The following is a 22,386-nucleotide window of genomic DNA, read 5'->3' as shown; positions in this document are numbered from 1 at the left end:
CTCTCGAACTAATGACTACTGACTAATGACTACTAACTACTGACTAATGACAAAACTATGGCAAATCTGAAATTTATTCGCGATCGCATTCAGTCGGTCAAAAACACCAAAAAAATCACCGAGGCAATGCGCCTAGTTGCCGCCGCCAAGGTGCGCCGCGCCCAACAACAGGTAACTGCCACTCGCCCCTTTGCCGACCGCCTCGCTCAGGTTCTCTACGGTCTGCAAAACCGTCTGCGGTTTGAAGAAGCAAATCTGCCTCTGTTGAGAAACCGGGATGTTCGGTCTGTAGGAATTTTGGTCATTACAGGCGATCGCGGTCTTTGCGGTGCCTACAACACCAACGTCATCCGTCGCGCTGAAAACCGCGCCAAGGAACTACAAGCCGAAGGTCGGGACTATAAATATGTGCTGGTAGGGCGCAAAGCCATCCAGTACTTCCAGCGTCGTAACCAGCCCATTAACGCCACTTATACCGGCTTAGAGCAAATTCCCACAGCAGCCGAAGCATCCAGAATCGCTGACGAACTGCTGTCCTTGTTCCTCTCAGAGAGCGTAGACCGGATTGAATTGGTCTACACCAAGTTTGTCTCTTTAATCAGCTCTCGCCCAGTGGTGCAAACCTTGCTTCCGCTGACTACGCAAGGACTAGAAGCAAGAGATGATGAAATCTTCCGCCTCACAACTAGGGGCGGCGATTTTGAGGTAACGCGGGAGAAAGTCTCTGCCCAAGTTCGAGAGTTCCCACGGGACATGATCTTCGAGCAAGATCCGGTGCAGATTCTTGATGCCCTCCTGCCGCTGTATCTGAATAACCAGTTGCTGCGGGCTTTGCAAGAGTCGGCGGCGAGCGAACTAGCGGCACGGATGACGGCGATGAACAACGCCAGCGACAACGCCAAGGATCTGATTGGTACTCTCACTCTGAAGTACAACAAAGCGCGTCAGGCGGCAATCACCCAGGAAATCTTAGAAGTCGTCGGCGGTGCCGAGGCGCTACAAGGTTAGATTTCGCTTTCAAGTTGAAATAATAGAATGCGTCCGAAAAATCTCGGACGCATTTTTTATAGTAATGAAAGACTTCTGTAATTTCTCGAATGTATTTTTTATAGAACTCACATCTTGCACCTGGCGGTTGCAACCGCTAGGTGCAAGATGTGAGATATAGCGACTTTAGAGCATCTGGCAATTTATTAATCAGCTGAACCTATGCTTAGTAGTTCCTCGCCCTTCAGCGATATTGCTACCGCCGCCACAAGCTGTAGCTGATGCTATCAATGCTAATACGAGCGCTGCTACTTGGCTCAGTAGCAGCGCTAAGCGGTTAAACAGAAGAAAGCGCGATCGCTTTTCCATCAACTTCAGGCAGAGGAACTTCCAGTAAAGAAGCGATTGTCGGAGCAAAATCCATGACGGAAATCGGTTGTTCTATCTTCCCTGGCTGAATCGATGGTCCGATGGCAAACATTATCCCTTCCGCTTTGTGATCGCCAGTGCGAACGCCTTGAAATTCCTTCTCTATCTTCCCAGTTTTAGGAGAATAAACACTAGATATAGGTGCCTCCCGATTCCACTCCACCATTAGATCGGGTAAATGGTCAAGATATTCTCCTTGATAGCACTCAGCTGTACGCAGAACCTTCTGAACTAAGGGTTTTCCGGTGTCAACATTGACTAAAGCCATCAGGTCTTGAGTCAATTCTTGGCAAAACGCCTCGTACTCAGCTCCCGGTCGAATTTTACCATTCGGTTCGCGACCCACCAGATTAACCCGAATCCCTCCATACACATCATTGTTGGGAAGCGTAAAACATTTACGACCCGCCGCATCAGGCTCCTGCAAAGCTTCACGCACTGGTTTGTCAATTTTCCAGAAGCGATTTCGTAAAGGTTGCCAAACGTATTTTCGGAGCGGTTTGAGGAAACCCTGAAGCACAGGAGTCTGTTCCCAAGACGAATTTAAAACCTTGGCAACCTGACGGCGCATGGTGGGTGGCTTGACCTTCTCAAGACGGCATAGGATCTCATCGAGCATGAACGTACCGTCGTAGTGAGGTCCCATCCCATGACTGGCAAGAACGAAAACTGTGGTTTCTGGATCTACCTGGTTCAACAGTCGTCCAATCGCGGCGTCAATAGCGATATAGACATCCTTTATGGGATTGCCAATTGCATTAACAATGGCTGGATTGTGTTTTGGGTGTGTTGGATCGTTGAGGTTCCAACATTGGTGACCAACACAGTGACTTTCCGCAAAGACAGTCATAAACAAATCCCATCCACCTTGCTCTAGAAAATAGCTGGAAAGTTCTGCTTTCTTTTCGGTTCTGGTTACTAAGTCGTCGCGAAATTTCTTGAGTCCATCAGCAGTACGTGTGACTCGGTTGCAGTAACCAATCGGGTCTCGACCAAACCGTGCCTCCACCTCTCCAGCCAAAGAACGGGGCCAAGTGTAGAGAGTATCGGGTAAGTCGGGGTCATGAGTTCCCCAATCAACGATTTGAATGCCATTTAGGTCAACGGACGGAGGAGTTCTGGGTACATCGAGAATTGCCACGCGGCGACCAGCTCGACTCAGAACATCCCAGAAAAGTTCGCCTTTGAGGTCAAATACACTATAGCTCGTAGTTCGGTAAGTTCCTGGAGCCAGTTGACTGAAGGAGTAGCAGCCGTGTCGAGCGGGTGAAATCCCTGTAGCAAAAGATGGCCAAATGGCTCCCACGTAAAGACCGACGGGGTTTGTAGTGATTCCCCAAGCACCCTTCTCCAAGAGAGATTGAAAAGTAGGAAGTAGACCCGCTTTGGCCCATTGAAGAATCAAATCCTTATCCGCAGCATCAATCCCGATGAAGAGAATCTTGCTTTTAGTAGTCATGGCAGGTTCCTCACTTAAGATTGGTATAGTATTCAAATATGTTAGTCTTTAAAGCTTTTTTAGTTGCTAAAATTTGACAATATAGTTCAGCTAAATTAATAAAAATATAATAAAAAGAACTCAGGAAACTACTCCAAAAAAACTGCATTTCACAAGCGGCAATTAAATCAGTTTTAACTTGTCCTCGATACTTAATCAGATGCCGAACCATTCTGAGCGTGCTTCCTAGCAAAATTTTAGAAAAGATAATTGGCTTGTTCCAATCTTCTACATTCAGCATCCGAAGATAACAAATACACAAGCTAGAGCCACAAATGAGAGATAGTAAATAATCTTTTTCTAGTCGGTACTGGGGGATTTGATGATAAGTATGCATAGCTGGGTTATACCAAATTTCCCAGCCTGCACGATATATATACAATAACGCCTCATAATCTTCCCCTCCCAGCATCGATCCATTCACTCTCCCACTCAGTCTCAAGCGGCTTGGAACGTTCTGACACCAAGCTTTTCGGCGCACGACTAATGCAGCGCCTGGAGGAAGACTCAAATTATCCGGATCGTACAAATGAGGTGTTTCTCCCCGCTCCCTAATTGCCAAAAAAGATTGTATTCTTTGAAAATTTTCAGGCGGATTGACTTCAAAATCTCCGTGAACTTGCCCCCCGTATGCACCTGCTTTTGGATGCGATTGACCAAATGAATAGGCAGCAGAAATCCAATCAGCATCAGGTAAGTTATCATCATCTATAAAACCTACGAATTTACCTCTAGCTTCTCTAATTGCTCTGGCTCTAGCAGCAGCTAATCCTTGCCGCCTTTCAAAACAATATCTAAGGGGAATATTAGACAGCCAGTTTGCTTGATAATCTCTAATAATTTCTGCGGTGTTGTCATTGCTGTTATTATCGACAACAATTATTTCCCAACGAATTTGTTCTGAATTAACTTGCAAACGCAAGCTTTCCAAAACTTTTGGCAAACGACTTGCACCATTGTAAGTTGGAATAGCAACGGTAAAATCTAAAGTCATGTTTGATCTAAATATAGGATTTTTCATCGAAAAAAAAATGATGAAGCTATGCCGCAGTTATCTTCTTTCCCTCAGAAACAATGACCTAATTTTAAATTTTGTTTTGATATTTAAAATGAGATAGCGATTTTTACAGATCCCTAACTATAGAAACTACCGCGCCAAAGCTTATGGTAATGCCAGCAGCCATAACTGCCTGGTTATAAAAAAGGCTTTCAGTCTTTTTTATAAATTCCGAATATCTTCTCAGTAGGTCTATTCACGAAATGTTTTTAGAGATTGTGCCAATATTAAGCAACTATGTTTTTATTTACAAGATTTTTTCAATAATTTCACTAAATCTTTATAAATTAGTTAGTTTTACTTTATTCCTACTTTAATCTCCTCGGAGTTTTACAGAACATTATTCCAAAAATACAACCTCTACTCTGACCGATAGGTACAAATAGAGTACTTTTCACTTGCGTTCAAATTCGCCGTAGGTTAGCAGCGTTAGCGCTAACGTGAAACTTTGCTAACTCGCAGGCTAAAGCGCTTTAGCCTGCGCGGTTCATCTAAAAAAGATAGAGACGCTTGCCTAAAAGCGTCTCTACATCACAAATAAAATAGGACTGCTATATAGCGATGAAACACTTAGGCGACAGGTAGAGCAATTACAGTTCAGGACTCGCCGCACATCACCACATCTGAGGGCAACCACAGGGGGATTGCCCCTACAAAACGCTATATGTATAAGCTTTGCGTAATTCCTGAGTTTCTGCTGATTGAAGTTAATAGGCAACAGGCGCAATATCCACCACTAGACTTAAAAGCGATCGCGCGATCGCTTTGCAGAAGGAAGCGAAAGAAGCAGGCACCTGGATATAGGGGTGCGAATCATAGGCTTTGGTTAAGCTTGAAACGTTAAGGGTGCGCTTGTCGTACCCTTAACAGGAGCAGCACTTATGCAACATCACCATATCTGCCACCGCAACCACAGGGGGATTGAACCCGAAAAAACGCTATATGTATAAGCTTTGCGTAAGTGCTGTTCAACTTAAAAAATCCTATACGCCTGAGCCGACTTCGGCGCATTTTTGTTTGAACCCTTCGTATCGTTAAGCAGCCTCTATCGCTGCTCAAAGGAGAACTCATAGCAAAAAGTCTTGAGAACGTTGCATATTTTTTACAATCTGTTACATTAATTAATATAGAGTTACAAAAAAACCAGCAACCATGAGATACACCACCGACGAACGAGGCATCCTCAACAACTATGCAGCTGAGCCTGCGGTGTATGTTGCCGAATCCCCTTCACCAGAGCAGCAGCGTCGCTACGCTTTTCAAGGCGTAGTCGCCATTTTGTTTGTCACCCTGCTGGTTCTGACTGCATTGGGTGTCAGCTAAACCTTAACAATGACAGGACTTACGCAACATCACCACATAGTAAGGGCAACCACAGGGGGATTGAACCCGAAAAAACGCTATATGTATAAGCTTGGGTTTCAGACACTTATTTCAGACATTTAGGAGTTCGGTTATGAAGAGTGACTTTGACTTTGATGCCCGCTATCAGTTTGCGCCGACTGTGTTTAATACTGATTTCAACAACTTTGCGCCCATCAGTGCTAATCAAGCTTGGTCGCTGTTCTTTCCCGCTGGTCGTAACGATGCGGCGCTGGGAGATAATCCTGAAGTAGGACGACTCTTCAACAACATCTTGAGTGCTGTTGTCTTCACAGTAATTGTTGGAGCCTTTACTTTCTACTCGTTTTAAGACAAAGACAACGTGAAAATTTCTTCAACCCCAGCTTTGCACGAGCTGGGGTTTCTCATTTCCAGGCATTGTCGTTTGACCGGGGTGAGTAGCTAATTGATTCATGGAACAATAGAGAAAGTTTAGTTTCTGTGGGAAGCATTCCCTCTAGCCATTGCTGCTCATGTCCAAGACACATAAAGTTGAAATTTACCACCAAGGCAACACTCATACCCTTGAAGTGCCAGAGGATAAAGCGATCCTTCAGGCTGCCTATGCCGCTGGGTTAGACTTACCCAGTTCTTGCAATGCGGGAGTTTGTACTACCTGTGCGGCTAAGATCCTAGAAGGCAAGGTGGATCAGACTGATGGCATGGGCGTCAGTCCAGAGCTTCAGGCACAAGGCTATGTATTGCTCTGCGTCGCTTATCCCCGCTCCGATTTGAAGATTGAGAGTGGGAAAGAAGACGAACTGTACGAGTTGCAATTTGGGCAGTTCCAGAAGTAGCCTCTGATAGTGATACCGACCTTGTAAACTCGCAACTACACAAAACTTAGCCTGACGAGAGCAGGCTGGCATTTCAATATTCCGTACTAGAACCACTAAGATGACGACGCACTTTATTACCGCAGAAATTGACCTTCAGGAATCGCCAGTGCAGCTGCACTCCGCCATTGAGGCAGAATTGGAAAAACGGGGGGAACCCTTGCGCTGGGCGATCGCTTCTGTAGATGTCGAGCAGCAGAAAGCCCATGTTGAGGCAATCGTCACAGTGGCATCTGATTCAGCTCAGTGAATCGGCGTCCTTACACGGTTGTATTAATTGTCCCGACTGGGGTTGGGGCAGCAGTTGGGGGATATGCGGGGGATGCGCTGCCAGTGGCAAGAGCGATCGCGCAAATCTCCGACATCCTGATTACCCACCCCAATGTTCTCAACGGTGCCCAGTTGTACTGGAATTTGCCCAACGCTTTCTACGTGGAAGGCTACGGACTTGACAAATTTGCATCTGGGTGCTGGGGACTGCGACCCGTGCATCAGAACCGGGTCGGTTTAATTCTCGATCGGGGGATTGAACCCGAACTGCGGCTGCGGCATCTCCAGGCAGCAGATGCCACTAGAGCCACGCTGGGATTGAATCTCACAGATTATGTGGTGACAGACGCCCCGCTAGGGGTGGAACTGAGAACGTCAGCATCGGGAGCCAGTTGGGGGACGATTGGAAATCCTCATAGTTTATTACGGGCAGCAGAGGTACTGATTACCAAGGCGAGGGCAGAAGCGATCGCCGTCGTTGCCCGTTTCCCCGATGATATCGAAACCGAGGCGCTGGAAAGTTACCGACACGGGCAGGGAGTTGATCCCCTTGCCGGTGCTGAAGCCGTGATTAGTCACCTGATCGTGCGAACCTTTCAAATCCCCTGTGCCCACGCCCCGGCTCTTTTACCGCTACCCCTCGATCCGCACCTGTCTCCCCGCTCAGCTGCCGAGGAATTAGGCTATACTTTTTTACCCTGCGTTCTGGTTGGTCTGAGTCGCGCCCCCCAGTTTATTGTAGAAACGCACGGCGGTGCGACCTTACCTGGAGATGTGTGGGCAGATCGAGTCGATGCCGTCGTCGTACCCGCAACCGCTTGTGGCGGCAGTGCGATACTGAGTTTAAGTCAGACGCGATCGCAGATTATTGCCGTCGAAGAAAATAAAACTCAAATGCAAGTTCCTCCAGAACAGCTGGGAATTAAAGCATTGCGGGTAAACTCATATTTAGAAGCACTTGGTGTCTTGGTAGCCCATCGAGCTGGTATTAGTCCCGGTGCCCTTAGTCCAACCCTGTCTTCGCTAGTCAGAATTCAGTAAGGCGGACAATCCTCTACTTTCATCCTTCATCCTTCATCCTTCCGAAGTGGCAAAACAGCTTCCTACCGATCCAGAAATCGAATCCTTGACGCGCACCCAAATTTTAATTGCGATGGGGGTGACAGCTATTTTGTTGCTCGTCATCGCCAAGCTGTCGCTACATTTCGGCTCGTTTTCCGTCATGCCCGTGCGCCCGACCCTAGAAGCGTCACTTTTGGGCGTAGGAATTGGGCTAGGAATTACGGGCGCTAGCAGCGTCATCTATCGCCTATGGCCTGCCTATCAGCGCAGCGCCGACTACTACCTGGAATTAGTGTTAAAACCCTTATTGTGGCCCGATTTTATCTGGTTGGGACTCTTGCCGGGTTTAAGTGAAGAATTGCTGTTTCGGGGTGTAATGCTGCCAGCAGTAGGATTAAACTGGGTTGGGCTAATCGGATCGAGTTTTTGCTTTGGCATCCTACACCTGAGTGGCCCTCAACAATGGTCTTACGCAGTGTGGGCAACCATTGTGGGATTGCTGCTGGGATATAGTGCCTTGGAGACTGGTAATTTGCTAGTGCCAATTGTGGCTCACATTACGACGAATTTAATATCCAGCTGCCTTTGGAAGCTGGATATCAAAAAATTATGAATTTTGGGAATCGGGAATGGATCGTTGAGAAAGACAAAAGAAACTGTAAGGAATTCTTGGTGATATAGCAATCCTTGCAGCAGTTGTAAAATTCTCTCTTCTCTCTTCTCTGCGCCCTCTGCGCCCTCTGCGGTTCGTCTTGTCATAAATCAAATAGGAATTCTATACCTTTTATCTTAATTAATGCGATCGCGCTGCTGCCAAAGCGATCGCCTGCGGTAATATCTTGTGTTCCTGAACTTGAATCCGGGCGTGTAGCGTTTCTAAAGTATCGTCAGGCAGAATCGGGACAGCCGCTTGTAGTAATATTTTGCCGCTATCAACTTCTACGTTTACCAGGTGAACGGTACAGCCAGTTATTTTTACACCTGCATTCAGGGCTTGTTCAACCGCTCGAATTCCCTTAAAACTCGGTAACAAACTGGGGTGAATGTTAATCATTCGATCCGGGAAGGCATCCACTAAAACCTGAGTGACAACGCGCATCCAACCTGCCATAATTACCCATTCCACCTGATACTGCTGCAAGGTTTCCACAATTTCTCGATCTAACGCTTCGCGGCTGTTAAAGTCTCGGTGATTCAGCAAAACAGTGGGGACACCCCAGCCTTCGGCGCGGGTAGCGGCTTTTGCACCCGGATTATTGTAAATCAGAACTTTTATTTCGGCATTGAGTTGCTGATGCGCGATCGCTTGACTCACCGCCTCAAAATTACTGCCGTTTCCCGACGCCATCACACCTAATTTCAAAGGAGGGCGATCGCTCAAAAGACTGGGAGAAACGATTGGTGAAATTAAGCTATGTGTGGAGTCAGGTGGTGCTGAATTGCTAATCATGCAGTCTTTAACGTTGTAGTAAATGAGAACCAACAGGACACTTAAATTCCCCGGTGGTATCCTTGGGAGGCGTCGGTATTGCTGGCGGCGTGGATGAGGGTTTATCGGTTTCGCAAATTGCCGTCCTTGTAATGTTTTCACCGTTAGTTGTGACAACAAATACAGCACCCGTGTAGCTATTAAGTTCGGGGCGCTTGGCTTTGGCAGTATGCATCACCCTCTGAGTGCCATTACCTTGAGGCACAATTTGGTAATTATAACTCTCTGTCTCTGGCTTAATCCCAATACCTAACTGCTCGATTGTTGTACTAAATTTCTTATTTTCCAAGTAATAAGCTTGTTGGGCACGGTTCATCGCACCGATGTATGTCTTCCCTTCAGATTGTTTTGCCTTGGTTGCTTGATTGTTAAATGCTTCCTGAATATCAACAATTTTAGTATTGGGAGGTAAAGTAGGTGAGTCAGAAAGCTTTTGAACCGGGATTTCATAAGCAACCGGAGGTTCAGAAGATGTTTCAGGGGGGAGGAGAAATAATTTACCTTCTGGCGTCAATACAAATTTCACCGCCTGACTGGATGATGGATTGTTGACTTGCCATTGTCCCACCCATCGATCTACCCCTGAATTGTCTTTAGCAGCGCTGGGAGAGGAAGAATCTGAAGGTGTATTGGTTGCATTACATCCATAGATAGCTAGTAACCCAAGCAATCCGCTAAGCATTCGGAAACCAGGGTGTTGGCTGCGTTGCTTGAATACGGTTATGTTCACGTTATCAGTTGCTAACAGGAGATTAACAGGATCTTACCAGTGCCGCCAGGTAGAATAACGCTACGACGCTAACATTCAAGTGTAAGCCAATCGCTCCATGAAAAATACGCACTCTTCTCGTAGGCAGCTATTAGATAATGATGCGATCGCTGCCTGGATTTTTCTGACTCCCGCCTTAATTCTGCTGGGAATTTTTCTCCTGTGGCCTATCGCTTATTTGTTTTACCTTAGTTTTACCACGGGTAGCTTTACCGCTGCTGGTGTCCGCTTGGTGGGATTGAGAAACTACTGGCGTCTCATGCTTAGTCCTGACTTTTGGCAGGTTCTCGGTAACACCGCTTATTTCACCATTGCCACGGTGATTCCTAGTTTAGTAATTCCCTTGGGTTTAGCAGTGCTATTAAATCGTGCCTTTGCCCTGCGAGGAATCCTGCGAACTGCCTATTTTATCCCCTCAATTGTTAGTCTCGTGGCAGCGGGTTTGGGGTTTCGCTGGTTGTTTCAAACCGAAGGGCCAATCAACGCATTTCTAAATTTTATCGGAATTGAATCGATTTCCTGGCTATCTAGCACGTTTTGGGCGATGCCAGTGCTGATTTTGTTAAGCATTTGGAAGCAACTGGGTTTCAATATGGTGGTGTTTTTGGCAGGTTTGCAGGCAATTCCCTCCAGTCGCTATGAAGCGGCAGAACTAGATGGTGCCAATTCCTGGCAGCAATTTTGGTACATTACCTTACCAGGATTAAGCCCTACTCTAATCTTTGCCACCGTCACTACGGCTATTTTTACCCTGCGGAGTTTTGAGCAAGTTTATGTCATTACCGGCGGCGGGCCGTTGAACTCGACTAATTTGCTGGTTTATTATATCTACGACCAAGCGTTTGCCCAATTTGATTTTGGTTATGCAGCAGCGGCGGCAACTGTGTTGCTGGCGGTAACGTTGGTGTTAGTTTATCTACAGCTAAGAACGTGGGGGGAAGATGCTTAGGAATTGTGTTTATCATCTATATCAAGTTAGCCATTTTCTATGAGGTAAGCTTGTCTAAGTTTGATGAGCAAGGCTATAGCAATCTAAGGTGAAATTCCAGAAGTGTTGTTTTTAACGAACCGCCGAGGACGCCGAGGACGCAGAGGGAAGAGAAGAAGAGAGAAAGAAGGGTGTCACAAGTGGAATTAGGATTGCTATAGATATGCTCAATGAGATGAATCCATTCTGTTAGAGAACTTGTACCCAGAAATCAGTGGTAATAATCTTACCGTTGCGGTTAAACTGACCCCAGAGTTTATATTTTCCTGGTTCGGGAAACTGGGTATGGAAAAGTACCTGACCGTCAGGAGTATCTTTCATTGCATGGGCGTGAATGTAATCTGCGGCTGTTAAGGTTGGTGACTGTCGTAGAATGACTAGATGACCTTTTTCTCCTAAGTAGGGTTGCAAGTCTTTGACGGGTTGAGTGTTAGAAGCGTCTCGCAGATCAAACGTCAATGTGACTGGTTTTCCTACTTTGAGGGTTGGTTCAGAAAGTACGAGATTCACTTTTGTGTTTCCGAAAGTCTTGAACCGATTTAGATCGACTGCTGGCGCAGCTGAAATTTTACCAGTAACCTGTGTTTTTACCGCCGAGACTTGTTCCTTTTGACCCGCTGGTTTGTAGTCACTCAAAAGAGTGTAATTACCCGGTTGGGGAAAACTTGCTTCGACTTCAAAACGCCCATTCTCCTTGTAGGTGGGATGAAGATGGCTGAAAAAGTGGAGATCGTCACTGACAACAATCAAGTGCATCAGTTTTTCTTGAAAAGTGTCAAACTTAGCGATCGCTTTCCCGGATTTGTCTTGAATATCAATCGCTAAAGAAACGGCTTTGTTTGGGGTAATCGTTCCTTGAATCGTCAGCTTTGCTTGTGCTGCCTCAGTTTCAGGCATCGATTCGTGCCCCATGTGATGCCCCCCATGAGGCTCGGTGCCAGCCGTATGATGCCCCGTATGGGCGTTATTCGTGGTGTTTGTAGGGGTCGCTTGCATCATCTCTCCATCCTTCATTTTCATCGTATGAGTAACTGCACTTGTAGCGATCGCGCTTCCTGCCAATAAACCAACAAAAACCAAAAACATTGACTGATTTTTCATCATTTCACTCCTCTTGATTTGCTGTAACGGCTGCTTTTACTTCCAGCACCCCTCTAGCCATATTCATTCCACAGGTAAAGGGATATTCGCCTGGTGTTTTTGGCGTAAATTCTACAGATGTCATCCGATTCAAATCCAAATCTTGAGCAATGTGAAAATCCGGTAAAATGATTTTTTCCAGACAACTACTGGGATCTTTTCGGAAAAAATTGAGCCGCACAGGTTGCCCTGCTTTCACCACTACTCGATTTGGTTCATAACCGCCATCTACTTGGATGGTAAGTTCCTGAATCCCTTGATTTGTTGTAGCTTGTTGAGCTTGAGTTTGACTCAGCAGAAACCACCAAAGTTCTAAGCCAATTAAAGCTAATCCGCCTAAAGTAATGCCTAGTTTTAGCTCAAAAGGTTGCTCAATTTGACGGAATTGATTTGTCGGCATCGGTGCGTCGGCTGAAGTGGCTTTTGCTGGTGCTACTGAGAAAACAGAGAGCAAGACCCACAAACCGATAAAATTATTCCAAACCTTTTTTCGAGTTACCATATTTCCTCCTACCCTATGCGGTTAGAAATTGACTCGCGGCTGAAAGTTCCGCAAGCGCAAAGCGTTAGTAACGACAGAAACCGAACTGAATGCCATCGCTGCACCCGCAATCATCGGGTTCAGTAACCAACCGAAAATTGGGAATAAAATACCAGCAGCAATCGGAATTCCAGCGACGTTGTAAATAAAGGCAAAGAAGAGATTTTGGCGAATATTCTGCATCGTGGCGCGACTTAATTGAATCGCAGTCACAATGCCTTGCAAGTCGCCAGAAATGAGGGTGATATCGCTAGCAGCGATCGCTACATCGGTTCCGGTGCCAATCGCTATCCCCACGTCGGCTTGTGCCAGCGCTGGGGCGTCGTTGATGCCATCGCCCACCATTGCTACCACTTTGCCTTCGGCTTGCAGTTCCTGAACTTTAGCGGCTTTTTGGTCGGGACGGACTTCCGCAAACACTCGCGTGATGCCAACTTCTTGCGCGATCGCGTCTGCTGTTTTGCGATTATCCCCCGTTAGCATCACCACTTCTAAACCCATCCGGCGTAGCGATCGCACAACGCCTGCTGAAGAGGGTTTGAGGGCATCGGCAATGCCAATCAATCCCTGCATTTCTCCATCTACAGCAATCCAGACGGCAGTTTTCCCGGCAGATTCCCAAGCAACTTTTTGTCCTTGCAAAGGTAGCGTTTCAATTCCTAATTCATCCATCCAACGCTGAGTGCCGATTTGCACCCGTCGGTCTGATACAATCCCTTGAACGCCACTACCCGCGATCGCTTCAAAATTTTTCGCCTCTGGTAATGGAAACTGCACTTCCTGAGATTGGGCATACCTAACAACCGCTTCAGCCAAGGGATGTTCGGAATTGCGTTCAACTGCTGCTGCTAACCTTAATAGTGTTATCTCATTGCTGTGGACAGTTCCCACCATCGTTATGTAGTCGGTAACAGTGGGTTTTCCCTGCGTCAAAGTACCCGTTTTATCCAACACAATCGTTTGAATTTTATGCGCCACTTCCAGACTGTCAGCACCTTTAATTAAGATGCCGTTTTCCGCACCTTTTCCGGTTCCCACCATCACAGAAGTCGGCGTGGCTAAACCCAAAGCACAGGGACAAGCAATAATTAGCACTCCCACCATTGTCATCAGGGCCATTGTTAGATTGCCCATCACGTCGAACCAGATAATGAAAGTAGCGATCGCAATGGCAATGACCACTGGCACAAACCACCCCGTTATTTGATCCGCCAATCGCTGAATTGGGGCTTTGGCACCTTGCGCTTGTTGCACCAGTCGGACAATTTGAGCCAAGACTGTATCCCGTCCAACTCTGGTCGCCTGAAACTGAAAACTGCCAGTTTTATTAATCGTCGCCCCAATAACTTCATCCCCCGGCTGTTTCTTCACTGGCAAGCTTTCACCCGTCACCATCGCTTCATCGACAGTAGACGTGCCTTCTACCACTTCCCCATCCACGGGGATTTGTTCGCCAGGACGCACTAAAACCACATCGCCAACTTGAACGGCTTCAACAGGAACATCGATTTCCTGTCCATTGCGGATCAAACGCGCCGTTTTCGCTTGCAAACCCATCAATTTGCGAATCGCCTCCGACGTTTGCCCTTTGGCACGATTTTCTAAAAACCGTCCTAGCAAAATTAAAGTAATCACAACCGCCGCTGTTTCGTAATAAACATCTGTAATTCCCCCCAAGAATCCTGGGAATACAGTCACAAACAGCGAGTACAAATACGCCGCACCTGTACCCAGCGCAATCAGCGTATTCATATCAGCCGCGTGACGCTTCAAGGCTTTCCAAGCACCTGTGAAAAAGGATTGACCGCACCAAAATAAAACTGGCGTTGTCAACACTAGCTGCACCCAAGAATTATGCAACCATGCCGGAATCAAGGGGATGTGCAATCCAGTCATTGCCGGAATTGACCCCGCCACCAGCACAATACTGATAGCGGCGCTGAATAGCACTTTCCGCACTAACTCTTGCCGTTCTTGGCGGCGAGTGGATGCCTCGGTATCATCTTCTTTGCTTCCTAATTCTCGAACTGGCGCGGCTGCATATCCGGCGTCGGTGACAGCCTGCTGAATTTCCTCTAAACTGGTTTGCTGAGGCTCGTACTTGACAGTCGCCTGTTCCATGCCGAAGTTAACGTTACACTCAACGACGCCTGAAACATTGCGAATCGCTTTTTCTATCGCACCGGCGCAAGCCGCACAACTCATACCTTGTAACTTAAGAGAATGTGTTTCCATAACTTTCTCTAGCTCAATGATTTTAGGTTAATCTCTCTAGTTGACTGGAGAGTCAAGGGGGTAGAGAAAAAATCTTGTGTGCCATATTAGTTCTGAAAAGAGCGATCGCGTGAGAGCATATGCAGAGATAATTCCGCTCCTCGCCACCCCCATCCGTTTAGAATAAGGCACCAATGAATCGTGACAAGCTAATTGCAGAATTAAACAGGACTTACGCAAAGCTTATACATATAGCGTTTTGTAGGGGCAATCCCTTGTGGTTGCCCCCAGATGTGGTGATGTTGCGTAAGTCCTGATTAAAGCTTTGCATAGAGCCATTGTTACGCTGGCTGGGAATGTAGAGCGATCGCTCCCAACGGCACCTTAGTTCACATCCACCAGAAAAACAATGTGTTCGTGAAAGCGAGATCAAGAGTGCAACTCTTACGAAGTCGGGGATCTGAAGGGCTGGCTCACCACTTAAATAGAATTGCCTTATTCGTAGCTATTTGTTGAAATCCGCTTTTCTTCGATAAACTTCAGCCAAAAAGCCGCAGTTATGCCCCAAATGGCATTAAAAAATAATACAAACACTGGGGTTAAAACTCCCAGCTTTAACCCCAGCAAGCCCTGATTCGCTTTCACTGGAAATACAATCAGTAATTGCGCCAGTGTCGGCGCAAGACTATAGACAATTCCCCGCAACCAATAGGGGTAGCGCCGAAACGGCAAGACAAATAAAAATCCCCATAAACCACCTCAAACGATGCGAGGATACAGCCAATCTGGGGTCAAATCCGGCGCAATTTTGACCCCCAAGGCAGCAGTAATGCCCAGAACTCCAAATAGCCAGACGGCGAGGCTATTTGCCAGTCCTCCCAAAGCGCCAGCGGCGAAGACGAGCGTTAATTTTCTGCTCAACTGCTGCATCCAATTTTCCCCTAACCTTTGCGATAATCTTATCGCTAGGCGACGGGATATCCAGCGTTAGCGATCGCTTCCCTGACTTTTTCTGCTGGCTGTTCTGTTTCCACTTGAACGAGCTTGGTTTTGGGATCAGCCTCTACCTTCGCGGTGGGATCGAGGCTTGCAACTGCCTTGGAAATCGTGTCTACACAGGCAGAACAAGCCATGCTGGGAACTTTCAGTTGTAGTGTCATAGTGTAAATTCAGGATTATTGTTTCGATCGCTATTATAAAATCTCCAGTCAACTGGAGAGTCAAGGGAATGGACATACAAACTGCTCAACTAATTGTGAATGGCATCGCCGTGGGTTGCATCATTGCGCTGGCGGCAATCGGTCTAACGCTGACTTATGGAATTTTGCGCCTTTCCAACTTTGCTCATGGCGATTTTATGACCTTGGGCGCGTATCTTACCTGGTTAGCGAATACCAGTGGAGTGAATATTTGGCTGTCAATGATTCTGGGCGCGGGGGGAACGGTGGCGGCGATGCTACTGAGCGAACAGCTGCTCTGGAAACCAATGCGCGATCGCCGTGCCTCCCCAACCACCCTGATCATCATCTCGATTGGACTTGCCTTGTTTCTCCGCAATGGCATCATTTTCATTTGGGGAGGGGGCAACCAGCGCTACAATTTGCCCATTGCCTCCGCCCTCAACATCCTGGGAGTTAACGTAGCTTATTACCGGATCGTTGTCATGGTTTTAGCCGTCCTGGCAATGTTGGGGCTGCACTTCCTGTTGCAGAACACCAAAATCGGCAAGGCAATGAGAGCGGTTGCGGATGATATCGATCTGGCTCGCGTCTCAGGCATTAACGTTGAGCGCGTGGTGATTTGGACTTGGCTAATTACCGGCGTTTTTACGTCCCTGGGAGGAGCCATGTACGGGCTGATTACGGGCATACGCCCCAACATGGGCTGGTTTTTGATTTTGCCGATGTTTGCGTCGGTGATTCTCGGCGGTATTGGCAACCCCTACGGCGCGATCGCTGGTGCGTTGGTAATTGGTATCGCCCAAGAAGTTAGCGTCCCCTTCCTGGGGTCTGAATACAAGCAGGGTGTTGCCCTCTTGATTATGGTCTTAATTCTGCTTGTCCGCCCTCAAGGCTTGTTCAAGGGCACCCTTTAAAAGGATGAAGGATGAAGGATGAAGGATAAATCAAGACGCAATCCATCCTTCTGCCTTCTGCCTTCATCGTTGCTATTAGCCCTAACCTCAAAACTGTAGATTCAGTTTTCTTAGGGATGGATTACGGGTTGATGATGTGGAAATAAATCGCTGCAACCAGGAAGTTACCAGCTAAGAGGATCAGCGAAACGATAGTGCGAAAAGGATAGGGAGGCTTACTCGTTTGGGTAAGAGAACCTTTGGGTTTCTTGGCTTGTGCAGTCATAAGCATACGCTCCTAATTTGGGACTTTATCAAGAAATACCAAAGAGCTGTCACAATTAGCACGGCTCGATAGAAATATTTTCATTTACCGCAGTCTTCCTGAAAGGAGCGTAGACGTGCATGGGCGCTTTACCCATGCACGATGGATAGAAAATTTCTTTTCTCCTCCCCAGCTCCTCTGTGCCTCTGCTACCCGGCTCTGTTGCCTTCAAGCACTCTCTCCCGCGTGGTACGAACTGCGGACGAGGGGACCGGAACGGACGTGAGCGAAGCCCATTTTCCGGGCGATCGCTCCCAGATGCTCAAATTCTTCTGGCGTCCAGTATTTTTGTACTGGCAGATGTTCTAGAGAAGGGCGCATATACTGACCGAGGGTGATGCGATCGCATCCAGCATTCCGCAAATCCGCCATCGCCTCAATCACTTCGGCTTCAGTTTCTCCGTGTCCCAGCATCAAGCCGGATTTCGTGGCAATTGTGGAGTCAAGTTCTTTCACAATCCGGAGAACGTCAAGCGATCGCTCATACTGCGCCCCCCGTCGCACCCGTCCTTGCAGCCGTCCCACCGTCTCAATATTGTGGTTATAACAAACGGGTTTCGCCTTCACCACCATCTCAATCCGCTGGCGTTGTTTCTGCTGTGCATCCTTACCCCCCCAAAAATCTGGCGTCAACACCTCAATCAGAGTTTCCGGGTTCAGCTGTCTTACCGCTGCCATCGTCGCCGCAAACCAACCCGCCCCCCCATCCGGCAAATCATCTCTCGCCACCGAAGTCAGCACCACGTAGCGCAAAGAAAGCAACTGCACCGCCTGGGCCACCTTTTGCGGTTCTTCCGGATCTAAAGGCATCGGTGCGTGCCCTTTATCCACTTGACAAAAAGCACAGGCGCGGGTACAAATTTGCCCCATCAGCAGAAACGTTGCTGTCTTCTGGGCATAGCACTCTCCCCGGTTCGGACAGCGCCCCTCTTCGCAAATCGTATGAATTTGCCGCTGCTTAATAATTCGCTGCACCGTCGAGATGTCGCTGGCTTTCCCGATAGGGCGTCGCAACCAAGGCGGTAGCGCCTCAATTTCTGACCTCCACGCTTGTACATCAGGCTGAATTTGTCGAGCATTCGTTTCGGTAGGCAAATTCATGTTTTTGTCTGGGCTACCAGAATGAGCATCCGTATAATACAGAACTTACGCAGCCGACGTACCCGTATCAAGGGCTTACAACAATTTCTATAGCAATTCTCTATTGGATGCAGTATGGTTTAACCCCACCCCTGCCCCTCCCCGTGAACTGGGTTCAATATTCCCCCCTCTCCGTTCACAAAGAGGGGTTGGGGGTGAGGTTCCGAGTGTATATTGCACTCAACTGAGAACCGCTACAAAGCCTGCTTTAGTCCGGCTTTGTCTGTATAGCCGGTACGGGCACAACACAAAAAAAGCCCCTAGGGTCGTTGGGCAATGAGTCAGTCCTATGATACAAATCTTAAAGCATTCGACTCTAACTCTGATTCTGCCTTAGTTTTTTTCCCTTTCCGGTCAGACCGGATTAATCTAGAATTAGGCACGCTGCTGGCTTTTTGGCTTTATGTTTATGTATGTCAAGACGATCGAAGAGTGAGGAGATCGGGCAAGCAATTGTGTTGCTGCACGCCACGCACTCATGATAATCCCCATTACGGCGCTAGCCTTGGTTTACCGTAATCGGTTATAGAAATCATAGTTCTGTAGCGCAGACACACTTGTACTACACATTGCAAATTATCCTGATTGGTATGAACGCGAGACAGTTTTCTGCTAGCCGCTCATCTTGCTGAAATTAGCGACAAGGCAACAGTCGGCTCAAATCAACTTTAGTTTTTCTTTAAATTACCCCCTAAGGAGTCAGTCGTGGCAGGTCACAAAATTCTGGTGATTGATGACAGTCGAGTGATCAGAAATACAGTACGAGATATGTTACCACCGGGTAACTTTGAAATTTTAGAAGCAAAAGACGGTCTGGAAGGCATGAATCTGATCTACCAGTCACACCCGAACTTGATTATGTTAGATTTTCTCTTGCCCAAAATGAGCGGGTGGGAGGTGTTTCAACAGATTCAAAGTAAGCCCGAACTTCAGTCAATTCCTCTAGTTTTAATGTCTGGTCGGAAAGAAGAGGTGACTGAGAAAATCTCAGAACCTTTTGAACATTTTGAATTCATATCCAAGCCCTTTGATCAGAAGCAACTGATTGCCGCTATCAAGGCAGCGATGGCAAAGTCAAGAAACCGCCCGGTGGTAGTACCGCCAACACCGCAGCCGGTCGCCAAGGATACAGTCCCACCAGACTCAGGGGTTGCTTCAGCAGACATTCAGCAGTTGAATGCCAAGATTGCCAAAATGCAAGCTGAGATTGACGCCTTGAAGAAACAGCTGGCTCCAATGGCAGCGATGCCTGGTGAGGTTGAGGGGTTGAAGAAACAGCTAGCTCAAATTGTGACATTTATTAAACAAAAGCTGAAGTAATCGCTAGCATTTATAGAATACATCTCACCCGTTAGATCCTGTCCCCATTCAATCTTCCGACTCAGATGACTGGTAATTGGGGCGTTCTTTCGGTTGAGTTTCTTGTTTCATGAAATGCCCTCAGTCACCACTCCTAGGAGTTAGTTATGCCAAGTAACAAGATCCTGGTTATCGATGACAGCAGCACCAGTCGGAGCCTAGTCCGAAAGCTATTGCCCCAGAACAATTTTGAAGTTCTGGAAGCAAAAAACTCTCAAGAAGGACTGAATTTAATCCGAAAAGAACGCCCAAATTTGATCGTGCTGGATTTCCTGTCATCTCAACCCAGTAGCTGGGAATTCTTTCAACAAATTCAAGTCTCTCCGGAACTCCAGACGATTCCTTTAGTGGTGACATCAGGGCGTAAAGAAGAAGTTACACAGAAAATTCCGGAACCGTTTGAGTATTTTGAATTTGTTGCCAAGCCGCTGGAGCAGAAGACGCTGATTCAGGCGATGAAATCAGCAATGGCTAAGGCGAAACTGCCCCGGCGGCAAGCTGCCGCGCCTGCTGCCCAAAAAGCAGCACCAGCCGGTAAAGGAACCCCAACGACTCCCGCCGCTCAGAAAGCGGGAGCAACTCAAAAAATCTTGATCGTTGATGATGCTAAAGTGATTCGGGCTTCATTGTCAGAAATGTTGCCTCCGGGCAACTTTCAAGTTTTAGAAGCAAAAGATGGCGAAGAGGGACTCAATCTCATCCGCCAAGAGCGTCCGAATGTAATTATTTTGGATTGGATTCTGCCTCGCATGAGCGGTTGGGAAGTCTTTGGGCAACTTCAAGCTTCACCCGAACTCCAGATGATTCCCTTAGTGGTCATCTCTGGGCGAAAAGCAGAGGTGATGGAGAAACTCTCAGAACCGTTTGAGTATTTTGAATTTCTAGAAAAGCCTTTCAATGAGAAGCACTTAAATCAGGCAATCCAGTCGGCAATAGCTAAAGCCAAACTGCCACGCCCACAAGCCGGAACACCTTCTGCTCAGACAGCCGCAGTTGTTGCTGACTCGACAGCTGCATCTGCTGAAATTAAAGCATTAAATGAAAAAATGGCGGCAATGCAGGCTGAAATTAAGGGATTGAAGGAACAAGTTGCTGAAATTCCGGCATTGAAAAAACAATTGGCTCAGATTATGGCTTTCGTCAAGCAGAAGTTGAGCTAGAATCCCTATTTAATTGACTTGAATACCCAGATTATCTACTGGCTGCTAATGATTCATTGCTAATAGCGTTATTACGATTAGCAATGAGTATCAGAGTGCTGATTAATTTTAAAAAAGGGGTAAGGATTAGTCAGTATCAATATCCTGAATCACTCTCCCTATGGGAGCATCTCAAGGAAAGTAAAAACATCAATTGCAGTCAGTAATCTTACCCCAAGCTTCCCCTCTTAACGGCTACGGTGTACACACAAGTGACTCCTGTGTGCAAGGGAGCGCTCCCAGACAAGAGCAAGAACAGCCCCTTCCCTAGGAGGGAAGGTGAGCCATATTCAAAGCTCCTCTGGGCGTCGGAGAGGGGTTTGGGGAGAGGTCTGCCGACTTGTGTGGACACCGTAGCTCTTAACGGGGAAGGAGGTAATTCTACTTTTCCCGGTTAAGAAGGGAATTGAAGGGGTTTTACTTGCCTAATCCAACTCTCTGCGCCCTTCTAAGGCTCGTGCTAGCGTCACCTCATCGGCATACTCTAAATCGCCGCCCATCGGTAAACCAAAGGCAATCCGCGTCACCTTGGTAAACGGCTTCAGCAATTGACCGACGTACAAGGTCGTTGTCTCACCCTCCACACTGGGACTAATTGCCAAAATCACTTCTTTAATTTTTTGCTGACTGACTCGCCGCACCAGCGGTTGAATATTCAGTTGGTCGGGGCCAATTCCATCCATCGGCGAAATGATGCCTCCCAAGACGTGATACTTGCCGCTATACTCGCGGGTTTTTTCTAGCGCAATCACATCACGGGAATCTTCCACCACACAGAGAGTGCTGTTGTCGCGGTTGGAGTTGCGGCAAATATCGCAGACAGGTTCAGCTGAGAGGTGAAAGCACACCTGACATAAACCGACTTGCTTTTTTGCCTCAACTAAAGCTTGAGCTAGTGCTTCTACTTCTTCGGGCGATCGCTTAATAATATGCAATGCCAGACGTTGAGCAGTTTTCGGGCCAACTCCCGGCAAACGTTGCAGTTGCTCGATGAGACGAGCTAAGGGCCGTGTGTAAACCGTTGTCCTATCTCCAATCTGTATGCTTCCATATTTATCGTAAACCGCCGATAGATTGGATGATACAATCTGGCTCTATCTGCGGTTCCCAATAAAAAAGCGCCCCCTTGCGGAAGGCGCTTTTGATTCAGTAGAGACGCGATATTTCGTGTCTCTAGCAATTAACCATTAATGCTTGGAGCAACTAGAGCAACTGGAGTCGACTCACCTGCTGCCAAATCCAGGGGGAAGTTGTGAGCATTGCGCTCGTGCATCACTTCCATACCCAGGTTGGCGCGGTTGATCACGTCTGCCCAAGTGTTGATCACCCGACCTTGGCTGTCAATCACTGACTGGTTGAAGTTAAAACCATTCAGGTTGAATGCCATCGTGCTGATCCCTAACGAGGTGAACCAGATGCCGATGACGGGCCATGCACCCAACAAGAAGTGCAAGGAACGGCTGTTGTTGAAGGAAGCATATTGGAAGATCAACCGACCGAAGTAGCCGTGGGCGGCAACGATGTTGTAGGTTTCTTCTTCTTGACCGAATTTGTAACCGTAGTTCTGTGATTCGGTTTCGGTGGTTTCACGCACCAAGGAGGATGTTACCAAGGAACCGTGCATGG

The 22,386-nt window shown here is 47.4% G+C and carries 24 protein-coding genes and 2 pseudogenes; 12 read left to right on the top strand and 14 right to left on the bottom strand.

Translation table 11 applies throughout. From position 1 onward, the window contains the following. Positions 1-57 precede the first annotated feature (57 nt). A complete protein-coding gene (locus tag ACFW2W_RS08040; protein ID WP_378175745.1) occupies positions 58-1,008 on the top strand; it encodes a F0F1 ATP synthase subunit gamma in 951 nt (316 codons plus the stop codon). 316 nt (positions 1,009-1,324) lie between these two features. Here the strand turns inward: ACFW2W_RS08040 and ACFW2W_RS08035 are convergent, their stop codons facing one another. Beyond that, complete coding sequence (locus ACFW2W_RS08035) at positions 1,325-2,875, bottom strand: alkaline phosphatase family protein (RefSeq protein ID WP_378175743.1); 1,551 nt, start codon at positions 2,873-2,875, stop codon at positions 1,325-1,327. A gap of 10 nt (positions 2,876-2,885) precedes the next feature. After that, entirely contained in the window at positions 2,886-3,935 is a 1,050-nt protein-coding gene (gene hpsE / locus ACFW2W_RS08030) for a hormogonium polysaccharide biosynthesis glycosyltransferase HpsE (RefSeq protein WP_378175740.1), read from the bottom strand. Positions 3,936-5,123: 1,188 nt separating this feature from the next. Between hpsE and psb34 the strand changes: the two genes are divergently transcribed. The 6 genes from psb34 (at position 5,124) to ACFW2W_RS08000 (ending at position 8,135) form a co-directional block, all read left to right on the top strand. Next, the gene (psb34, locus tag ACFW2W_RS08025) at positions 5,124-5,294 is read left to right on the top strand and encodes a photosystem II assembly protein Psb34 (RefSeq protein WP_378175737.1); all 171 of its coding nucleotides are present in this window, start codon (positions 5,124-5,126) and stop codon (positions 5,292-5,294) included. Positions 5,295-5,427: 133 nt separating this feature from the next. Further along, a complete protein-coding gene (locus ACFW2W_RS08020) occupies positions 5,428-5,664 on the top strand; it encodes a hypothetical protein (protein WP_378175734.1) in 237 nt (78 codons plus the stop codon). Positions 5,665-5,827: 163 nt separating this feature from the next. Further along, complete coding sequence (locus ACFW2W_RS08015) at positions 5,828-6,151, top strand: 2Fe-2S iron-sulfur cluster-binding protein (RefSeq protein ID WP_378175731.1); 324 nt, start codon at positions 5,828-5,830, stop codon at positions 6,149-6,151. Positions 6,152-6,251: 100 nt separating this feature from the next. Then, a complete protein-coding gene (locus tag ACFW2W_RS08010) occupies positions 6,252-6,440 on the top strand; it encodes a hypothetical protein (protein ID WP_190439363.1) in 189 nt (62 codons plus the stop codon). Continuing rightward, on the top strand, positions 6,437-7,501 hold the full coding sequence (locus ACFW2W_RS08005; protein WP_378175728.1) for a DUF3326 domain-containing protein: 1,065 nt from the start codon (positions 6,437-6,439) through the stop codon (positions 7,499-7,501). Before ACFW2W_RS08010 ends, ACFW2W_RS08005 begins: the two co-directional genes overlap by 4 nt. A 46-nt stretch (positions 7,502-7,547) precedes the next feature. Continuing rightward, complete coding sequence (locus ACFW2W_RS08000) at positions 7,548-8,135, top strand: CPBP family intramembrane glutamic endopeptidase (protein WP_378175725.1); 588 nt, start codon at positions 7,548-7,550, stop codon at positions 8,133-8,135. A 180-nt stretch (positions 8,136-8,315) separates the two neighbouring features. Here ACFW2W_RS08000 and purN read toward each other — a convergent pair whose 3' ends face one another. Together purN and ACFW2W_RS07990 are read right to left on the bottom strand one after the other, a co-directional pair. Then, complete coding sequence (gene purN, locus ACFW2W_RS07995; RefSeq protein ID WP_378175723.1) at positions 8,316-8,972, bottom strand: phosphoribosylglycinamide formyltransferase; 657 nt, start codon at positions 8,970-8,972, stop codon at positions 8,316-8,318. Between the two features lie 7 nt (positions 8,973-8,979). After that, positions 8,980-9,741: a type IV pilin-like G/H family protein gene (locus tag ACFW2W_RS07990; RefSeq protein WP_378175720.1), complete on the bottom strand. Its 762-nt coding sequence runs from the start codon at positions 9,739-9,741 to the stop codon at positions 8,980-8,982. 97 nt (positions 9,742-9,838) lie between these two features. Between ACFW2W_RS07990 and ACFW2W_RS07985 the strand changes: the two genes are divergently transcribed. Then, positions 9,839-10,729, top strand: coding sequence for a carbohydrate ABC transporter permease (locus ACFW2W_RS07985; RefSeq protein WP_378175717.1), 891 nt, complete (start codon positions 9,839-9,841; stop codon positions 10,727-10,729). Between the two features lie 228 nt (positions 10,730-10,957). Here the strand turns inward: ACFW2W_RS07985 and ACFW2W_RS07980 are convergent, their stop codons facing one another. From ACFW2W_RS07980 to ACFW2W_RS07955, 6 genes are all read right to left on the bottom strand, one after another. After that, positions 10,958-11,869: a hypothetical protein gene (locus tag ACFW2W_RS07980; RefSeq protein ID WP_378175774.1), complete on the bottom strand. Its 912-nt coding sequence runs from the start codon at positions 11,867-11,869 to the stop codon at positions 10,958-10,960. A 4-nt stretch (positions 11,870-11,873) separates the two neighbouring features. Continuing rightward, on the bottom strand, positions 11,874-12,410 hold the full coding sequence (locus ACFW2W_RS07975; protein ID WP_378175714.1) for a cupredoxin domain-containing protein: 537 nt from the start codon (positions 12,408-12,410) through the stop codon (positions 11,874-11,876). Between the two features lie 21 nt (positions 12,411-12,431). Further along, entirely contained in the window at positions 12,432-14,684 is a 2,253-nt protein-coding gene (locus ACFW2W_RS07970) for a heavy metal translocating P-type ATPase (RefSeq protein ID WP_378175709.1), read from the bottom strand. A gap of 474 nt (positions 14,685-15,158) precedes the next feature. Next, positions 15,159-15,395, bottom strand: coding sequence for a hypothetical protein (locus tag ACFW2W_RS07965; protein WP_378175706.1), 237 nt, complete (start codon positions 15,393-15,395; stop codon positions 15,159-15,161). A 27-nt stretch (positions 15,396-15,422) separates the two neighbouring features. Then, positions 15,423-15,593, bottom strand: a complete 171-nt coding sequence (locus tag ACFW2W_RS07960; RefSeq protein ID WP_378175703.1) for a hypothetical protein — start codon at positions 15,591-15,593, stop codon at positions 15,423-15,425. A gap of 35 nt (positions 15,594-15,628) precedes the next feature. Then, positions 15,629-15,823: a heavy-metal-associated domain-containing protein gene (locus tag ACFW2W_RS07955; RefSeq protein WP_378175701.1), complete on the bottom strand. Its 195-nt coding sequence runs from the start codon at positions 15,821-15,823 to the stop codon at positions 15,629-15,631. A 68-nt stretch (positions 15,824-15,891) separates the two neighbouring features. Between ACFW2W_RS07955 and ACFW2W_RS07950 the strand changes: the two genes are divergently transcribed. After that, on the top strand, positions 15,892-16,758 hold the full coding sequence (locus ACFW2W_RS07950) for a branched-chain amino acid ABC transporter permease (RefSeq protein WP_378175698.1): 867 nt from the start codon (positions 15,892-15,894) through the stop codon (positions 16,756-16,758). Positions 16,759-16,879: 121 nt separating this feature from the next. On the opposite strand, the gene ACFW2W_RS07945 is transcribed toward ACFW2W_RS07950, so the two are convergent. Next, positions 16,880-17,023: a photosystem I protein PsaX gene (locus ACFW2W_RS07945; protein WP_190411226.1), complete on the bottom strand. Its 144-nt coding sequence runs from the start codon at positions 17,021-17,023 to the stop codon at positions 16,880-16,882. 207 nt (positions 17,024-17,230) lie between these two features. Then, complete coding sequence (lipA, locus tag ACFW2W_RS07940) at positions 17,231-18,163, bottom strand: lipoyl synthase (protein WP_378175695.1); 933 nt, start codon at positions 18,161-18,163, stop codon at positions 17,231-17,233. A 744-nt stretch (positions 18,164-18,907) separates the two neighbouring features. Here lipA and ACFW2W_RS07935 point away from each other — a divergent pair. The 3 genes and pseudogenes from ACFW2W_RS07935 (at position 18,908) to ACFW2W_RS07925 (ending at position 20,721) form a co-directional block, all read left to right on the top strand. Further along, positions 18,908-19,522, top strand: coding sequence for a PleD family two-component system response regulator (locus ACFW2W_RS07935; protein WP_378175692.1), 615 nt, complete (start codon positions 18,908-18,910; stop codon positions 19,520-19,522). Positions 19,523-19,668: 146 nt separating this feature from the next. After that, positions 19,669-20,007, top strand: a pseudogene (locus ACFW2W_RS07930) (PleD family two-component system response regulator); the annotation flags it as partial. Positions 20,008-20,148: 141 nt separating this feature from the next. After that, a complete protein-coding gene (locus tag ACFW2W_RS07925) occupies positions 20,149-20,721 on the top strand; it encodes a response regulator (RefSeq protein WP_378175771.1) in 573 nt (190 codons plus the stop codon). 464 nt (positions 20,722-21,185) lie between these two features. Here ACFW2W_RS07925 and recR read toward each other — a convergent pair whose 3' ends face one another. Beyond that, positions 21,186-21,797 carry a recombination mediator RecR gene (gene recR / locus ACFW2W_RS07920; protein WP_378175767.1) on the bottom strand — a complete coding sequence of 204 codons (612 nt, stop codon included), beginning with the start codon at positions 21,795-21,797 and terminating at the stop codon, positions 21,186-21,188. A 143-nt stretch (positions 21,798-21,940) separates the two neighbouring features. After that, positions 21,941-22,386 (bottom strand): annotated as a pseudogene (locus ACFW2W_RS07915) (photosystem II q(b) protein); the annotation flags it as partial.

The sequence above is a fragment of the Coleofasciculus sp. H7-2 genome (genome assembly GCF_042747725.1).
In the GTDB taxonomy this organism is placed as follows: Bacteria; Cyanobacteriota; Cyanobacteriia; order Cyanobacteriales; family FACHB-T130; genus FACHB-T130.
Note: the sequence above shows the minus strand (reverse complement) of the source record. Positions and strands in the feature narration are given on the sequence as shown.

Bases quoted from the DNA above. Each gene is read 5' to 3' on its own strand.
- ACFW2W_RS08040 (WP_378175745.1), top strand. From the start codon at position 58: ATGGCAAATCTGAAATTTATTCGCGATCGCATTCAGTCGGTCAAAAAC.
- ACFW2W_RS07955 (WP_378175701.1), bottom strand. From the start codon at position 15,823: ATGACACTACAACTGAAAGTTCCCAGCATGGCTTGTTCTGCCTGTGTA.
- ACFW2W_RS08010 (WP_190439363.1), top strand. From the start codon at position 6,252: ATGACGACGCACTTTATTACCGCAGAAATTGACCTTCAGGAATCGCCA.
- hpsE (WP_378175740.1), bottom strand. From the start codon at position 3,935: ATGAAAAATCCTATATTTAGATCAAACATGACTTTAGATTTTACCGTT.
- ACFW2W_RS07975 (WP_378175714.1), bottom strand. From the start codon at position 12,410: ATGGTAACTCGAAAAAAGGTTTGGAATAATTTTATCGGTTTGTGGGTC.
- ACFW2W_RS08015 (WP_378175731.1), top strand. From the start codon at position 5,828: ATGTCCAAGACACATAAAGTTGAAATTTACCACCAAGGCAACACTCAT.
- ACFW2W_RS07950 (WP_378175698.1), top strand. From the start codon at position 15,892: ATGGACATACAAACTGCTCAACTAATTGTGAATGGCATCGCCGTGGGT.
- lipA (WP_378175695.1), bottom strand. From the start codon at position 18,163: ATGAATTTGCCTACCGAAACGAATGCTCGACAAATTCAGCCTGATGTA.
- ACFW2W_RS07985 (WP_378175717.1), top strand. From the start codon at position 9,839: ATGAAAAATACGCACTCTTCTCGTAGGCAGCTATTAGATAATGATGCG.
- psb34 (WP_378175737.1), top strand. From the start codon at position 5,124: ATGAGATACACCACCGACGAACGAGGCATCCTCAACAACTATGCAGCT.
- ACFW2W_RS07980 (WP_378175774.1), bottom strand. From the start codon at position 11,869: ATGAAAAATCAGTCAATGTTTTTGGTTTTTGTTGGTTTATTGGCAGGA.
- ACFW2W_RS08035 (WP_378175743.1), bottom strand. From the start codon at position 2,875: ATGACTACTAAAAGCAAGATTCTCTTCATCGGGATTGATGCTGCGGAT.
- ACFW2W_RS08020 (WP_378175734.1), top strand. From the start codon at position 5,428: ATGAAGAGTGACTTTGACTTTGATGCCCGCTATCAGTTTGCGCCGACT.
- ACFW2W_RS07945 (WP_190411226.1), bottom strand. From the start codon at position 17,023: ATGACTGCACAAGCCAAGAAACCCAAAGGTTCTCTTACCCAAACGAGT.
- ACFW2W_RS07970 (WP_378175709.1), bottom strand. From the start codon at position 14,684: ATGGAAACACATTCTCTTAAGTTACAAGGTATGAGTTGTGCGGCTTGC.
- purN (WP_378175723.1), bottom strand. From the start codon at position 8,972: ATGATTAGCAATTCAGCACCACCTGACTCCACACATAGCTTAATTTCA.
- ACFW2W_RS07960 (WP_378175703.1), bottom strand. From the start codon at position 15,593: ATGCAGCAGTTGAGCAGAAAATTAACGCTCGTCTTCGCCGCTGGCGCT.